Source organism: Pseudomonas sp. 22082 (genome assembly GCF_052046055.1).
Lineage (GTDB): Bacteria > Pseudomonadota > Gammaproteobacteria > Pseudomonadales > Pseudomonadaceae > Aquipseudomonas > Aquipseudomonas pharyngis.
Genome location: NZ_JBQEQB010000024.1, coordinates 88,868 through 104,224, shown reverse-complemented (window position 1 = coordinate 104,224; position 15,357 = coordinate 88,868). Strand labels below are relative to the sequence as shown.

Below are 15,357 nucleotides of genomic sequence, written 5' to 3'. Positions count from 1 at the left end.
GGGTACGTCCTTTTCTGGGTTTCAACCTTTCAGATTCACGCGTCGCGGAACAACCACGGCTGGCTCGCGCGATGCTTGGCTTCAAACGCAGCAATCGCATCGCCGTCCTGCAAGGTCAGGCCGATGTCGTCCAGGCCATTGAGCAGGCAGTGTTTGCGGAAGGCGTCGATCTCGAAGCGGTAGACCTTGCCGTTCGGGCTGGTCACGGTCTGCTCGTGCAGATCGATCTGCAACTGATAGCCCGGTTCGGCCTCGACCTGTTTGAACAGCTCGTCGACTTCGGCGTCGCTCAGGATGATCGGCAGCAAACCGTTCTTGAAGCTGTTGTTAAAGAAGATGTCGGCATAGCTCGGTGCGATGATGCTGCGGAAACCGTACTCTTCCAGCGCCCACGGCGCGTGTTCACGGCTGGAACCGCAACCGAAGTTCTCGCGGGCCAGCAGTACGCTGGCGCCTTGATAACGCTCGGCGTTGAGCACGAATTCCTTGTTCAGCGGGCGCTTGGAGTTGTCCTGATACGGCTGCCCCACATCGAGGTAACGCCATTCGTCGAACAAGTTCGGGCCGAAACCGGTGCGCTTGATCGACTTCAGAAACTGCTTCGGAATGATCTGATCGGTGTCGACGTTGGCACGATCCAGAGGCGCGACGAGACCAGTGTGCTGGGTAAAAGCTTTCATACTGCGCTCCTTTAGATCAATTCACGAACGTCGATGAAACGACCGTTCACCGCCGCCGCAGCGGCCATGGCCGGGCTGACGAGGTGGGTACGGCCACCGGCGCCCTGACGGCCTTCGAAGTTACGGTTGGAGGTCGAGGCGCAATGCTCGCCGGACTCCAGACGGTCCGGGTTCATCGCCAGGCACATCGAGCAACCCGGCTCGCGCCATTCGAAACCGGCTTCGAGGAAGATCTTGTCCAGACCTTCGGCCTCGGCCTGCGCCTTCACCAGACCCGAGCCCGGCACGACGATGGCCTGCTTGATGGTCGACGCAACCTTGCGACCCTTGGCGATCACCGCCGCAGCGCGCAAGTCTTCAATCCGCGAGTTGGTGCAGGAGCCGATGAATACGCGGTCGAGCTGAATGTCAGTGATCGCCTGATTGGCGGTCAAACCCATGTATTTCAAGGCGCGGACGATCGAGTCGCGCTTGACCAGGTCCATCTCTTTAGCCGGGTCCGGCACGTTCTGATCAACGGCCAGCACCATTTCCGGCGAAGTGCCCCAGCTGACCTGCGGCTTGATCTGTGTGGCGTCGAGCTCGACCACGGTGTCGAAATGCGCGTCGGCGTCGGACACCAGGTCTTTCCAGGACTCGACAGCCAAATCCCACTCGGCGCCTTTCGGTGCGAACGGACGACCCTTGACGTAATCCACAGTCTTCTGGTCCGCCGCCACCAGACCCACGCGGGCGCCGGCTTCGATGGACATATTGCAGATGGTCATGCGGCCTTCGATGGACAGATCGCGGATCGCGCTACCGGCGAATTCGATGGCATGGCCGTTACCGCCGGCGGTGCCGATCTTGCCGATTACCGCGAGGACGATGTCCTTGGCGGTCACGCCGAACGGCAATTGGCCTTCGACGCGCACCAGCATGTTCTTCATTTTCTTGGCGACCAGGCACTGGGTGGCGAGCACGTGCTCGACCTCGGAAGTGCCGATCCCGTGAGCCAAAGCGCCGAACGCGCCGTGGGTCGAGGTATGCGAGTCGCCGCAGACCACGGTCATGCCCGGCAAGGTCGCGCCCTGCTCCGGGCTGATCACGTGAACGATGCCCTGGCGCACGTCGTTCATCTTGAATTCCACGATGCCGTATTCATCGCAGTTGTCGTCGAGGGTCTGAACCTGCAAACGCGAGACCTGGTCGGCAATGGCTTCGATGCCGCCCTTGCGCTCCGGGGTGGTCGGTACGTTGTGGTCCGGGGTGGCAATGTTGGCATCGATGCGCCACGGCTTGCGCCCGGCCAGACGCAGGCCTTCGAAGGCTTGCGGCGAGGTCACTTCGTGGATGATGTGACGATCGATATAGATCAGCGCCGAGCCATCGTCGCGCTGTTTGACCAAATGCGAATCCCAGAGCTTGTCGTAGAGCGTTTTGCCGGCCATCAGACGGTTCCTCATCAGCTTGTTTCTATGCCCTGGGCTTATCAATAACCCTTTGGCTTGTGAGGCCGATCCTATGGGGTTAGATTAAATAACTCAAATTCATATTTTTTATGCTTTGGATAACCAACTGGAATACGAACATGGACTTGGCCAACCTCAATGCTTTTATCGCGATTGCCGAGACCGGAAGCTTCTCCGGCGCCGGCGAACGGCTGCACCTGACGCAACCGGCCATCAGCAAACGCATCGCCGGATTGGAGCAGCAATTGAATGTGCGGCTGTTCGACCGGCTCGGTCGTGAAGTGGGCCTGACCGAGGCTGGTCGGGCCCTGCTGCCACGGGCTTACCAGATTCTCAACGTGCTCGACGACACTCGCCGCGCCCTGACCAACCTGACCGGCGAAGTCACCGGCCGCCTGACGCTGGCCACCAGTCACCACATCGGCCTGCACCGTCTGCCGCCCTTATTGAGGGAATACACCCGCCGCTACCCACAGGTGGCGCTGGATATTCAGTTCCTCGATTCGGAAGTGGCCTACGAGGAAATTCTCCACGGCCGGGCAGAACTGGCAGTCATCACCCTGGCGCCGGAGCCGCATACGCTGGTCAAGGCCACGCCAGTCTGGGATGACCCGCTGGATTTCGTGGTGGCCCCGGAACATTCATTGATCAGCAACGGCGCCGTCACATTGGCGGACATTGCCGGTCATCCGGCGGTTTTCCCCGGCGGCAACACTTTTACCCACCATATTGTGCAGCGGCTGTTCGAGGCTCAGGGCCTGACGCCGAACATCGCCATGAGCACCAACTACCTGGAAACCATCAAGATGATGGTGTCGATCGGCCTGGCCTGGAGCGTTTTGCCGCGCACCATGCTCGATGAACAGGTGGCGCGCATACCTTTACCGGGCATACAGCTCAGTCGCCAGCTAGGCTATATCCTGCACACTGAAAGGACGCTGTCGAATGCTGCACGGGCGTTTATGGCCCTGCTGGACGCTCAAATCGATCTGCCAGGGACTCTCGGCTAACTTGTGCTACTCCTATAGAGCTGCCGCCCCTGTGCCAAACGCCCAAATCAGCTCAAGGCCCCTTAACAATGCCGAAATCTGTTGACCGTATTCCGCCGATGCCGCGTATCCAGGCCATTGATCCACGGCGATCCGAGCAGAGCTGGGAGAGCGCGCCGCAATTGCTCGCGGCGCTCAACGGTGCCCGGCTCGGCGCCTGGTACTGGGACATCGAGCGCGGGCAGATCAGCTGGTCACGCGGCACTCAGGCCTTGTTCGGCTTTGATCCGCGGCAACCGCTGCCCGAAGACCTGGAATACCTCGATCTGCTGCCGCCGGAAGACCGGGCGAAAACCATCCGCGCCTTCCACGCGGTGATTGCCGGCGCACCGCTGGAACAGGCGATGCACCACCGCATCCGCTGGCCCGACGGCAGCCTGCACTGGCTGGAGATCAACGGCAGCCTGCTCCCCGACAAACACGGCCGCCCCCGAATGATCGGGGTGATCCGCGAAATCACCCACCAGCGGCAACGGGAACAGGCGCTCAGCAGTTCGGAGAAACGTTTTGCGACACTGTTTCATCTGTGCCCGAACATGGTGCTGCTGACCCGCCAGGAAGACGGCCTGATCAGCGAGGCCAACCAGTATTTCGAAAGCCTGTTCGGCTGGCCGGTACAAAGCGCCATCGGGCGCACCACCCTGGAACTGGGCCTGTGGGTGCATCCCGAGCAACGGGCGGAACTGGTCAAGAAGACCAAGGCCAAGGGTGAACTGGTCAGCATGGAGGTGCAGTTCCGCGCCAGCAACGGCCAGATCCACGACGGCATCCTCAGCGCGCAAAAGGTTGAACTCGAAGGCCAGCCTTACCTGCTCAGCACCTTTCTCGACACCACCGAACGCAAAGCCGCCGAACATGCCCTGAAAGACAGCCAGGAACGCCTCGACCTGGCGCTGGATTCGGCGCAACTCGGCACCTGGGACTGGCACATTCCCAGCGGCATGCTCTACGGCTCGGCCCGCGCTGCGCAATTACACGGTCTGGAGCCAAAACCGTTCCATGAGTCGTTCGAAGAGTTCTTCGAGGGCGTCCCCGGTGAAGAGCGCGACAGCATGCGCGACGCCTATCGCAGCCTGCGCGAAGGCCCGGCCGGCAATTACCAGCTGACTTACCGCGTACAACTGCCCGACGGCAGCTCGCGTTATCTGGAAAGCCGCGCCCGCCTCTATCGCGACGACAACGGCGTGCCGCTGCGGATGGCCGGCACCCTGCTGGACATCACCGATCAGGTCGAACGCGAACAACGGCTGGTGGCTTCGGAAGAGAAATTCGCCACGCTGTTCCAGGTCAGCCCCGACCCGATCTGCGTCACGCGCCAGGAAACCGGGGAATTCATCGAGATCAACTCCAGTTTCTCCCAGACCTTTGGCTGGAGTGCCGCCGATGTGATTGGCCACACCGCCGAAGAAATCGGCCTGTGGGACGCCTCGGCGAAAAGCCTGCAACGCATTGAACGGGTGATCCGCGAACAGGGCCTGAGCAATGTCGCGATCATCGTCCAGCACAAGGACGGCCAGTCGCTGACCTGCGTGATTTCCAGCCGCCAGATCAGCGTCGGCAACCAGCCGTGCATCGTCACCACGCTGCGCGACATCACCCAGCAACAGCGCTCGGAAGCGGCGCTCAAAGCCAGCGAAGAGAAATTCGCCAAGGCGTTCCACTCCAGCCCCGATGCGATCACCATCACCGAGCGCGATACCGGGCGCTATCTGGAGGTCAACGACGGTTTCTGTCGCCTCACCGGCTACCGTGCCGACGAAGTGGTGGGCAAAACCGTGTATCAGGTCGGTATCTGGGCCGAGGAAAAACAGCGTTCGGCACTGCTGGCCGAGCTCCAGATCAAAGGCCGTGTGCACCATCAGGAAATGCTCGGGCGCAACAAGCGCGGCGAGATCCTGACGGTGGAAGTCTCGGTCGAACCGATCACTCTCAACGAAACCGCCTGTCTGCTGTTGACCGCACGGGACGTCAGCCTGCTGAAGAACGCCGAAGCGCAGATCCGCCATCTGGCGTATCACGATCCGCTGACCAACCTGCCTAACCGCGCACTGCTGATGGATCGCCTCAGCCAGCAGATCGCCCTGCTCAAGCGCCACAACCTGCGCGGGGCGCTGCTGTTTCTCGACCTGGATCACTTCAAGCACATCAACGACTCGCTGGGTCACCCGGTCGGCGACACGGTGCTGAAAATCATCACTGCGCGGCTTGAGGCCAGTGTGCGCATGGAAGACACCGTGGCGCGGCTCGGTGGCGATGAATTCGTAGTGCTGCTCAGTGGCCTGGAGGGCACGCGCAATGACGTCAGCGTTCAGGTGCGCGAGCTGGCCGACACCATTCGCGAGTTGCTGTCGGAGCCGATGTTCCTCGACGGCCAGCGTCTGCAAGTGACGCCGAGCATCGGCGTGGCGCTGATTCCCGATCACGGCTCGACCCCGACCGACCTGCTCAAGCGCGCCGACATTGCGCTGTACCGCGCCAAGGATTCGGGGCGCAACACCACGCAGATGTATCACAACACCATGCAGAAAGCGGCCAGCGAACGGCTGCGCATGGAGACCGACCTGCGTCTGGCGCTGGCCCGGGGGGAATTCGACGTGCATTACCAACCGCAGATCGACGCCCAGGACAACCGCATCATCGGCGCCGAAGCCCTGGTACGCTGGAATCACCCGGAACTCGGCGCGCAATCACCCACCGAATTCATCAAGGTGCTGGAGGACAGCGGGCTGATTCTGGAGGTCGGCACCTGGATCCTCGACGAGGCGTGCGAAGCCTTCAAGCAATTGATCGCCGAAAAGCTGATCGATCCTCTGGCCTTCAGCCTGTGTGTGAACATCAGCCCCCGGCAGTTCCGCCAGAACGACTTCGTCGAGCGCATCGAACACAGCATGAGCAGCCACGGCCTGCCTTGCTCGCTGTTGAAACTGGAAATCACCGAAGGCATCGTCATCCAGAACCTGGAAGACACCATCAGCAAAATGCGCCGCCTGAAAAAACTCGGCGTGAGTTTTGCCATGGACGATTTCGGCACCGGCTATTCATCGCTGACGTACCTGAAACGATTGCCGGTGGACACGCTGAAGATCGATCAGTCATTCATCCGCGACGCCACCACCGACCCCAACGACGCCGAAATCATCCGCGCCATCGTCGCCATGGCCCGCAGCCTGGAGCTGGAAGTGATCGCCGAAGGCGTGGAAACCCCGGAACAGCTGGCCTTCCTGCAAGGGTTGGGCTGCCATTTGTATCAAGGATATTTGCACAGTCGGCCGTTGCCGCTGGAAGGGTTAAAAGGATTGCTGGAATGACCAGACACCTGCAGTCGCTTACCACAGGCATTGTCGCCAGGCCGGTAATTGCCAGGGTTGGCGGCAACCTGTAGGGTCGCGTTTTTTCGCGCTGTTTCGAGATCGATCATGCAGGATGCATCCCTCCCCCGCCCGGCCCTGCTGGGCATTGACCTTGGCACCACCAACAGTTTGATCGCCGTCTGGCAGGACGGTCAGGCCCGATTGATCCCCAACGCCCTCGGCGAGGTGCTGACCCCGTCGGTGGTCAGCCTCGATGAAGACGGGACCATTCTGGTAGGCAAGGCTGCACGCGCACGCCTGACAACCCACCCGGAACGCACCGCCGCCGCGTTCAAGCGTTTCATGGGCAGCGACAGGCAGATCGACCTCGGCACACAAAGCTTCAGCCCGGAAGAGTTATCGGCATTGGTACTTGGCTCTCTCAAGCAGGACGCCGAGGCTTTTCTCGGCCACCCGGTGGCTGAAGCGGTGATTTCCGTGCCGGCGTATTTCAGTGACGAACAACGCAAACGCACCCTGTTTGCCGCCGAACTGGCAGGCCTGAAGGTTTCCCGACTGATCAACGAGCCAACCGCCGCTGCAATGGCGTACGGGCTGCACGAACAAAAATTCGAACGCACGCTGATCTTCGATCTGGGCGGCGGGACGTTCGATGTCACGGTGCTGGAATATGCATTGCCGCTGATTGAAGTGCATGCGTCCACCGGCGACAACTTTTTGGGTGGGGAGGACTTTACCGCTGCACTGCTGAATGCCTGTCTGAAAAACTGGCGACTGACTCCGTCGATGATTGATCCGCAAGGCATGGCCAGCCTGGGCGATGCCCTGGAACAACTCAAATGCAAACTCGGCGAAGGCACTCAATCTTTGAGCTGGCACCATGCCGACAAACTGCACGAATGGTCGCTGGACGAAGCCGCTGCCGTGAAGATCTGGGAACCGTTGCTGGCACGATTGCGCGCGCCGATCGAGCAGGCCCTGCGCGATGCGCGCCTGAAACCACGGGATCTCGACAGTCTGGTGCTGGTTGGTGGGGCAACGCGGATGCCTGCGGTACAACAGATGGTCGCGACCCTGTTCGGACGCCTGCCCTACCGGCATCTTGATCCCGACACCCTCGTTGCACTGGGTGCAGCCACGCAAGCGGCCTGCAAGGCGCGCGATGGCGCGATCGAAGAACTGATTCTGACCGATGTCTGCCCGTATACGCTGGGCATCGCAACCATGCGTGGCAAAGGCATCGACGGCGCCTTTTCGCCGATCATCGAACGCAACACCATCATTCCGACGTCACGGGTCGAGCGCTACCACACAACCCACCCCCGACAGGAGCTGCTGCGCATTGCCGTTTATCAGGGTGAGCGGCCGTGGGTACGTGACAACATCCTCATTGACGCTTTCGATGTCACCTTGACGCCCACCGATAACATTCAGGAGCTGGACGTACGCTTCAGTTACGACATCAACGGTTTGCTCGAAGTAGACGTCACGCTGCTCGAGACCGGCGAACGCCACAGCCACAGCATCGACCGCAGTCCCACCGGGCTGAATGAACAAGCGCGCAGAGACAGCCATAACCGACTGTCGACGCTGAAGGTCCATCCACGCGACGCATTGCCCAACCGCACACTGCTGGCCCGTCTGGAGCGGGCATGGATGCAAAGTCTGGGCACGCAGCGCGAACACATTGCCGAGTGGCTGCACAACTTCACCACGGTACTCGCCGGACAGCAGCCGGCAGAGATCGCCAGCCACCGCTCAGAACTCAACAAGGCGCTGGACCAACTGCGCCTCTAACCGTTGAGCCGCCGCAGAGCAGCCTGCAGACCACCGGACAGCATCTCGCCAGCGCCGCTGTCCGGTGGCACGCCATATCGGTTGGGCAACTTGTCACCGGGAAAGCCGAACAGCAGCAGCGGCAGGAACGGCAAGATCGGCGACAAGGCCATGAATATCAGCAATGTGGGCAGGCCTCGCCCCATATCATGCAAACGGCGCAGAGTGGCGCCGAATAACACCAGAACACCCAGTAACAGGATCAGAGCGCCAAAAAATGTAGTACCACTGACCAATCCTGCCACCGGCGCAATCACTACACACCCCAGAACCTGAGCGATAAAAGCCTTGCGCCCCAGCCGCGACCCCAGGCGCCAGATCGCCCCTGCCGGCACCGGCTGAATATCACTTTTGGCCAACATCAAACGCTCCGACCAGGACAGCAAGGCGCACAGCGCCAGGCGCAAGCCGATACTGTTCTGCACGTCATCCTTGCCCTGCTGCAATTGGCGCAGTACTCGCGTTTTCGGCACTCCGGCAGCGCCATAGCGAACCATGGCCTTGAGCGAATCGAGGGCCTCGTACGCCAACAGTTTGTCGACCCCGAAATCCGTCAACAACTTGCGCGGCGGCCACACTGGCTCGCCCTTGATCAAGCCGTCACGAAACCCTTCGAACCAGTCGTCTTCGCAACTGACCGCCGCGATGGATTGCAGCAAGGCACGATGCTGCTCGGCGCTCAGGCTCGGGTCGTGATAGAGCACGCCCCAGAACATCAACAAACCCAGCAGGTCGTCGCCACATGCAGCGCGATCGCTTTCGATGCAGGTGTAAAGCAGGGTATTGGAAGGCAATCGGGAACTATCGAGGGCCTGCTGAACGCTGAACAATTGCTGCACCAACAAGCCGTGTACCGGATCATTGCCTTGCAGCCAGCCCAGCAAACCGTCGCAATTGCCTTGCTCGCGTTGCAAACGGCGCAACAGTGGCTGCAATCGGCTCAAGGGATGAGCCGGATTGAACGGCAGACGCTCCAGGCACTGCCCATCTATCAATTGCAGACAACGTTCCGGCTGATCCAGCAACGCCAGCAAAAACATGGTTTGAGCGTGCCACTCCCACACTGCCTCCCCCAGCCCGACCGACGGCAACCCGATCCCGCGACGGCTCAACTGAAAAAGCAGATCGAGTTCGGACAGGTCACAGTCGTCTTTGACGGCACCCAACCTGAACGCTTCGGCGATGCGCTCCAGGGCGGTGTCATTGTACGGCCGCAAGCGACGCAGCCACAGGCGACAGACCTTGTGCAGCTCGCCTTTTGTCAGCTCCTGCGGCAATTGCTGCGATGTTGAATCCGCTTCGCTGAAGGCGCTCATCGCCTGTGCAATCGGCGCATTCGCCAACCAGCGCAGATGCTGCCCGGCCTGAACTTTGAACCCGCTCAACACCAGGCATTCGAGCGCATCGACCGGGAGCGGCTGATCCAGAATCCGCTGCAGCAAGACCGCATCACCGCGATGCAGCGCCCAGGCATGCCGGTACAGTTGCAGCAGCCGGCTGTCGGCATTCTCACCCAGCAGTTGGGCAAGCAACGGGAGCTCATCGCCTGTCATGCGCCAATCGACAAAGCTCTGCGCCAGGCTATCAAGCTTCAACCGCCCGACACCCAACCAACGGTTCAGCGTCTCGGGGCGTTGTGACGGACTGCCGTATACCTGGGCGTCATCCCCGAGATCCGCAGGCCAGTCAGAAAACTCGTCCAGACAATCGAACGCCTGAATCAGCAGGGGCAGAAAAGTCGGTTGCCGCTTGACGCACAATTCCAACAGACGACTTTCGGCCATCGGATGGCGGAACTCGTTCCACAGTCGGATCCAGCAAGGCAATGCCTGATCGTCCCGCCCCAGCAGACTGCTCTGACACGCCAACAGGTAAAGCCAGTCCACGTCATCAGGTGCTTCCAGCTGCTTTTCGACGCAGCACTGCAAAAATGTCGATGCACCGATGCCCGCCTGAGTGAACTGCACCAGCAAACGCTTGATGAACGCAGCATCATCCGGCAACGGCAGACAGGTGTGCTGACCGGCGAAGTCGGCAAACTCATGGAGTGGACGCTTGGCGAAAATGAAGTCGAGGCTGCGTGCGTACCAGAGTGTTTCGGTCTGCGCAGCCTCTGACCAAGCGCTCATCAGATCGGTATCGAACGGGTCAGGCGTTTCAATTCGTTGCAGAAAGGCTTCAATCCGCTGTGCGTCTTCGAATTCCAGATCCAGCAACTGCTGATCCCAGGCCATTCGCCTGGCCAAAAGATTCGCGCAGCGGCAGGACAGCGGACCGGCGTCGGCCATCCGGTGGTAGAGCCCCCAACTGAGTTCATCAAGCTGCTCCAGCGACAGCTCATCAAGCGCCCGGACAAATGCCTGCCATGCCGCGACATTGAACCGCCGCGCGGGATCGTCAAGCAACTCGCAGAAATCCGCGAACGCCTGCGGGATCTCGACAACCTCCTGCTTTGACTCTTCAGTTTCTTCCTCGAGCACTTCTTGCTCGTCTTCACGCGCCAGGCGCAAGGCATTTTCGTAGGCCATGCGCAGCGCCTGAAAACCTTCCGGATCGGTTTCCGGATGATGCGACGGCAAACGTGCGCGGTAGGCATCACGAATCCGGGCTTCGTCGGAGGTGGGCTCGATGCCCAGTCGAATCCAGCAACTCATGACCAGTCGAACTCCTTGAGCGATGCAGGGCGGGGCAGCAGATCAATCTCCATGTGCCAGGGCAGGTCGGCCAGAAAATGCGGGATGTTCCGGGCGAGGCCGCGGGTGATCCGCAGGTTATGAGCACTGTCACCCTGCCGTTCCAGCTCCCAGGCCAACTCGTCATCGCTTGTGTTCAGGCAGCACCAAAAGCTGCGACCCACAACAAAGCCATTGAAGTAGGACATCCAGTTACCGTAGTGAAACTGCGCCCTGACGGCCAAACGACTGTGCAGCCAGTTGCTTTCGGCCAGATCAATCCACTGATTGCGCACCGCGCAACGCAGGAGAAATCCCATCCGCCCGTAGTCCCAGGACAAAATTCCCCCGGGACCACAACCGCCGAAAGTGCGACTGGCAAACTCATGCAGAACACGATCGCGAGGGCTCAGCCCTTCGAGCAGGCGTTGCCATTCACTCGGCAGACAACGTTGCCATGCCGAGTAGGCTCCACTCAGGTGCTTGGCATGTCCGTCGTCCGTCATCCATTGGAGCATGTCGAACAATTGCCGCCGGTCATCGATACCCCAGCTGTCTTTCAGATCGATGTAGCGGTCGTCGCAGAAAGCGGGGTCGTCGTACCCGGCGCCGGTGTTGAGCGCTGCCATTGGCGCAGAAAGGGCGCACAGCCAGCGCTGTTGAATATCGTCCATGAAAAAAGGCTCCAGGCCGACCGATTAGGATGGGGTCGGCAAAACTGCGGCGGATTGTAGAGAAACCGTCGCTGGGGGCAAAGTCGAACAGCCGTTTCTTGCGCACATAAAAAAGGCCCCGACGTATCGGGGCCTTCATTCAGCGGCTTATCGCCCGTTCAGACGATTTGTTTCTGCAAGTGACTCAGTGTTGCAGAGCCGGCTGCGCCCCGTTGATCGGGATGCGCTTGGCTTTCGCCTCTTCCGGAATCACGCGCAACAGGTCGATGCTCAACAGACCGTTGCTCAGGCCGGCGGCCTTGATCTCGATGTGATCGGCCAGACGGAAGGACAGCTTGAATGCACGCTGGGCAATGCCCTGGTGCAGGAACGTGACGCCTTCGTTGGCATCACGCTTGCCGCCACTGATGGTCAGCACGCCTTTTTCGACTTGCAGTTCCAGGTCTTCTTCCTGGAAACCGGCCGCCGCCACGACGATGCGGTATTGATCGTCACCGTGTTTTTCCACGTTGTAAGGCGGATAGGTGCTGCCTGGCTCGTTGCGCAGGGCGGTTTCGAACAGGTCGTTGAAACGGTCGAAACCCACCGAGGAACGGAACAGTGGAGCGAGGGAAAATGCAGTACTCATGATTCAAATCTCCTGAAAACAATCAGCAAGTTTTTTTGTCTCCGCGACCCGAATTCGGCATCGCGCAACCCTTAGATAGGGACCTGCGTTTTGTTTTCAAGAGCGTATTTGCAGATTTTTTTCAGGCCGCTTCAGCGACCGGCAAACCCAGTAAACGCGAGACTTGATCCGGCTCGGTTTCACGCCGAAGCACGGTAAACAGCTCGACGGCCTCAGGGTAATTGCGGGTCAGCATGGCCAGCCACTGCTTCAAACGGCCCGGCGACTGGCGCGCGGTCATTTGCGCTTTGGCTTGCAGCCAGAAGTCCTGGATCAGTGGCATCAGTTCGGTCCAGGTCATCTCGACGACTTCCTCGCCAGCACGGGCGGCGGCGATCTGACGGGCCAGATCCGGGCGCGACACCAGACCACGACCGAGCATGATGTCTTCGACGCCGCTGATTTCCCGGCAGCGGCGCCAGTCTTCGACGCTCCAGATATCGCCGTTGGCGAACACCGGCACCTTGACCACGTCCTGCACGCGCGGGATCCACTCCCAATGCGCCGGCGGCTTGTAGCCGTCGACCTTGGTGCGGGCGTGAACCACGATGTGCTCGGCGCCACCTTCGGCCAGCGCCGTGGCGCAGACCAGCGAGCCGTCCGGGCTGTCGAAACCCAGGCGCATCTTGGCGGTGACGGGAATGTGTGCGGGCACGGCGCGACGCACGTGCTCGACGATCTGGTTGAGCAGCTCCGGCTCCTTGAGCAGCACCGCACCGCCGCGCGATTTGTTGACGGTCTTGGCCGGGCAGCCGAAGTTCAGGTCGATCACCTCAGAACCCAACTCACAGGCCAGCGCCGCGTTTTCCGCCAGGCACACCGGATCGGAACCCAGCAGCTGAACACGAAGCGGCACACCGGAGGCGGTACGCGCACCGTTGAGCAGTTCAGGGCCGAACTTGTGGAAATAGGCCGGGGTCAGCAACTGGTCGTTGACCCGAATGAACTCGGTCACGCACCAGTCAATACCGCCGACACGGGTCAGGACATCGCGCAGGATGTCATCGACCAACCCTTCCATCGGCGCCAGAGCAATTTGCATGGGAAACACACACTCAAGGAAAAACGTGCGGCAGTTTACTGGGTTTCGCGGGTTAAACCCATGTCTGCCGCCTGTATGGCCGGGCCGTAGCCCTCGATGAACTCGGCAGGCATGCGCTTGGGCCTGCCGGTGGACAGCTCGATGCAGACGAAGGTGGTCTGGGCGCGCAGCAGCGTGGCGTTGTCGCTGGGGCGGATCAGTTGGAAGTGACGGGTCATTTTCAGGCGCTGATCCCAATCGACGATCCAGGTCGCCAGTTGCAGTTCATCGCCTTCGTAGGCAGCGGCCAGGTAATCGATTTCGTGTCGCACCACGGCCATCGCCCGATCCAGACGCCGGTACTCGACCAGATCCAGGCCCAGGCGCTGCGAGTGGCGCCAGGCACAACGCTCGAGCCAGGTCACGTAGACCGCGTTGTTGGCGTGGCCCAGCCCGTCGATGTCCTCGGCGCCCACTTGCAGATCAATGGTAAATGGCGTTGCCCGATCCCAGCCCATGCCCTACTCCCGGTCAGATGATTCAACCGGGGCAGTGTAACGGATGACTACGCCGATTGCCGCGCCTGAAGGCTGCGCCCGGCCAGCAGTGATAACACGCCATCAATCACTCGGGGGTCGGCCAGCACGCGCTGATGGCCGCCGGCTTCCAGGCGCAGCAGGCGACTGTCGAACCAGGATTCGTGGATCAATTGGGATTCCTTGACCGAAACGAAGGTGTCGTCCTCGGCATGCACGATCAGGCCTGGCATATCCAGTTGATAGTGGGCGACATCAAGGGTGGCGGCGCGCATGCCGACGTCCTGTTCGACCTGACGAATGAACGCCGAGCGAGCCCTGGGCGGCATGCCGACATAACGGGCAAACCCGCGCAACACCCCGAGAATCCGCGCCGGAGCGGCAATGCTCACGAGGGTTTCGGTGCGCAATCCTAATTGCACCGCCAGCATGGCGCTGGCGCCGCCCATGGAGTGACCGATGACAGCCTGCAACGGGGGCAATTCGGCAGCGGCTTCAAGCATCGCCCGAGCGAACAGCACCACGTTGGCTTCACGCCCCGGCGAGCGACCGTGGGCCGGGCCATCAAGCGCGACAACGGTGTAACCCGCTTCAACCAGCGCGGTGATCAACGCGGCAAACTGGGTGGGCCGCCCTTCCCAGCCGTGCATCAGCAAAACAGTCGGGCCTTGCCCCCAGCGCAGGGCCGAAAGACCGAAGCGCAAGGTGATGCGTTCGGATTTCGCCAGCAGCGGCAATTCCCAGTCCCTCGGTTTATTCACGCGCGGCGTCATGAACGCCAACCGCATTTTGCTCGCCACCAGTTTCGGTGCGAACCAGCCCAAGGTGCCATTAACGCCGCGAACCCACTTCAACGTGCTCATCGCTCTCTCCCCGGGCTTGTAGCCTTCAGGTCAACGCACCGCCGACTTGGCGGCGCGCAGCAATCGATCGGATAAATCCCCAGGACCCAACGCCCTCGCGAGCGCCAGGCCACCCACCATCAAGGCCACGTCGGCTAACGCTTTGTCGGTGTCTTCCGGCGCTGCGGCCAACTGCGCAATCATCAATTCCAAGTGTTCGTTCAACGCGATCCGAAAGGCCTCCGGCAGACGGCCCAGCTCACCAATGGAGGCCGGAATCGGGCAGGCCGAATCGCTGGAATCGCGATGCTTGCGCGACAGATAGAACGCGGCTACCAGAGCGCGGCGCTCTTCACCAGTCAGCTCGCTATCCATGTCGGCAATCAGGTCGCGACGGCGACCGAGCAATTGCTTGAACGCCTCAAGCATCATGGCGTCCTTGCTTTCGAAGTGGGCATAGAAGCCGCCGACGGTCAGGCCCGCCGCACCCATCACTTCGCCCACGCTCGGTTCAGCCGGACCGCGCTGGATCAGTGCAGCACTGGCGGCCTTGAGAATGCGTTCGCGGGTTTGAGCTTTCTTGTCGTTCATCGTCGCCTCCGAATATTACGATAGCAA

12 protein-coding genes are annotated in these 15,357 nt (G+C 60.8%); 3 read left to right on the top strand and 9 right to left on the bottom strand.

The window, feature by feature from the left end:
- Positions 1-35: 35 nt before the first annotated feature.
- Both leuD and leuC read right to left on the bottom strand, forming a co-directional pair.
- The gene (gene leuD / locus ACTJK9_RS24425) at positions 36-680 is read right to left on the bottom strand and encodes a 3-isopropylmalate dehydratase small subunit (protein WP_064594825.1); all 645 of its coding nucleotides are present in this window, start codon (positions 678-680) and stop codon (positions 36-38) included.
- An 11-nt stretch (positions 681-691) separates the two neighbouring features.
- Positions 692-2,110 (bottom strand): 3-isopropylmalate dehydratase large subunit, encoded by a 1,419-nt coding sequence (gene leuC, locus ACTJK9_RS24420; protein WP_011333350.1) that lies wholly within the window; start codon positions 2,108-2,110, stop codon positions 692-694.
- 140 nt (positions 2,111-2,250) lie between these two features.
- Here leuC and ACTJK9_RS24415 point away from each other — a divergent pair, with 140 nt between their 5' ends.
- From ACTJK9_RS24415 to ACTJK9_RS24405, 3 genes are all read left to right on the top strand, one after another.
- Positions 2,251-3,141: a LysR family transcriptional regulator gene (locus ACTJK9_RS24415; RefSeq protein WP_007956444.1), complete on the top strand. Its 891-nt coding sequence runs from the start codon at positions 2,251-2,253 to the stop codon at positions 3,139-3,141.
- Between the two features lie 68 nt (positions 3,142-3,209).
- Entirely contained in the window at positions 3,210-6,488 is a 3,279-nt protein-coding gene (locus ACTJK9_RS24410; protein ID WP_440816835.1) for a PAS domain S-box protein, read from the top strand.
- 108 nt (positions 6,489-6,596) lie between these two features.
- Positions 6,597-8,288, top strand: coding sequence for an Hsp70 family protein (locus tag ACTJK9_RS24405; RefSeq protein ID WP_440816833.1), 1,692 nt, complete (start codon positions 6,597-6,599; stop codon positions 8,286-8,288).
- On the opposite strand, the gene ACTJK9_RS24400 is transcribed toward ACTJK9_RS24405, so the two are convergent.
- From ACTJK9_RS24400 to ACTJK9_RS24370, 7 genes are all read right to left on the bottom strand, one after another.
- Complete coding sequence (locus tag ACTJK9_RS24400; protein ID WP_440816830.1) at positions 8,285-10,981, bottom strand: DUF805 domain-containing protein; 2,697 nt, start codon at positions 10,979-10,981, stop codon at positions 8,285-8,287. The two genes, ACTJK9_RS24405 and ACTJK9_RS24400, sit on opposite strands and share 4 nt — an antisense overlap.
- A complete protein-coding gene (locus ACTJK9_RS24395) occupies positions 10,978-11,673 on the bottom strand; it encodes a DUF1266 domain-containing protein (RefSeq protein WP_236189388.1) in 696 nt (231 codons plus the stop codon). Before ACTJK9_RS24395 ends, ACTJK9_RS24400 begins: the two co-directional genes overlap by 4 nt.
- Before the next feature lie 184 nt (positions 11,674-11,857).
- Positions 11,858-12,301 (bottom strand): Hsp20 family protein, encoded by a 444-nt coding sequence (locus ACTJK9_RS24390; protein ID WP_011333344.1) that lies wholly within the window; start codon positions 12,299-12,301, stop codon positions 11,858-11,860.
- Positions 12,302-12,422: 121 nt separating this feature from the next.
- Positions 12,423-13,382, bottom strand: coding sequence for a tRNA dihydrouridine synthase (locus tag ACTJK9_RS24385; protein ID WP_210709337.1), 960 nt, complete (start codon positions 13,380-13,382; stop codon positions 12,423-12,425).
- A 35-nt stretch (positions 13,383-13,417) separates the two neighbouring features.
- Positions 13,418-13,879 (bottom strand): acyl-CoA thioesterase, encoded by a 462-nt coding sequence (locus ACTJK9_RS24380; RefSeq protein ID WP_440816827.1) that lies wholly within the window; start codon positions 13,877-13,879, stop codon positions 13,418-13,420.
- 47 nt (positions 13,880-13,926) lie between these two features.
- The gene (locus tag ACTJK9_RS24375) at positions 13,927-14,760 is read right to left on the bottom strand and encodes an alpha/beta fold hydrolase (RefSeq protein ID WP_085612829.1); all 834 of its coding nucleotides are present in this window, start codon (positions 14,758-14,760) and stop codon (positions 13,927-13,929) included.
- A 30-nt stretch (positions 14,761-14,790) separates the two neighbouring features.
- A complete protein-coding gene (locus ACTJK9_RS24370; protein ID WP_039770145.1) occupies positions 14,791-15,330 on the bottom strand; it encodes a TetR/AcrR family transcriptional regulator in 540 nt (179 codons plus the stop codon).
- Positions 15,331-15,357 lie beyond the last annotated feature (27 nt).

Coding starts and splice junctions, on each gene's coding strand:
- leuD (WP_064594825.1), bottom strand. CDS start 680: ATGAAAGCTTTTACCCAGCACACTGGTCTCGTCGCGCCTCTGGATCGT.
- leuC (WP_011333350.1), bottom strand. CDS start 2,110: ATGGCCGGCAAAACGCTCTACGACAAGCTCTGGGATTCGCATTTGGTC.
- ACTJK9_RS24415 (WP_007956444.1), top strand. CDS start 2,251: ATGGACTTGGCCAACCTCAATGCTTTTATCGCGATTGCCGAGACCGGA.
- ACTJK9_RS24410 (WP_440816835.1), top strand. CDS start 3,210: ATGCCGAAATCTGTTGACCGTATTCCGCCGATGCCGCGTATCCAGGCC.
- ACTJK9_RS24405 (WP_440816833.1), top strand. CDS start 6,597: ATGCAGGATGCATCCCTCCCCCGCCCGGCCCTGCTGGGCATTGACCTT.
- ACTJK9_RS24400 (WP_440816830.1), bottom strand. CDS start 10,981: ATGAGTTGCTGGATTCGACTGGGCATCGAGCCCACCTCCGACGAAGCC.
- ACTJK9_RS24395 (WP_236189388.1), bottom strand. CDS start 11,673: ATGGACGATATTCAACAGCGCTGGCTGTGCGCCCTTTCTGCGCCAATG.
- ACTJK9_RS24390 (WP_011333344.1), bottom strand. CDS start 12,301: ATGAGTACTGCATTTTCCCTCGCTCCACTGTTCCGTTCCTCGGTGGGT.
- ACTJK9_RS24385 (WP_210709337.1), bottom strand. CDS start 13,382: ATGCAAATTGCTCTGGCGCCGATGGAAGGGTTGGTCGATGACATCCTG.
- ACTJK9_RS24380 (WP_440816827.1), bottom strand. CDS start 13,879: ATGGGCTGGGATCGGGCAACGCCATTTACCATTGATCTGCAAGTGGGC.
- ACTJK9_RS24375 (WP_085612829.1), bottom strand. CDS start 14,760: ATGAGCACGTTGAAGTGGGTTCGCGGCGTTAATGGCACCTTGGGCTGG.
- ACTJK9_RS24370 (WP_039770145.1), bottom strand. CDS start 15,330: ATGAACGACAAGAAAGCTCAAACCCGCGAACGCATTCTCAAGGCCGCC.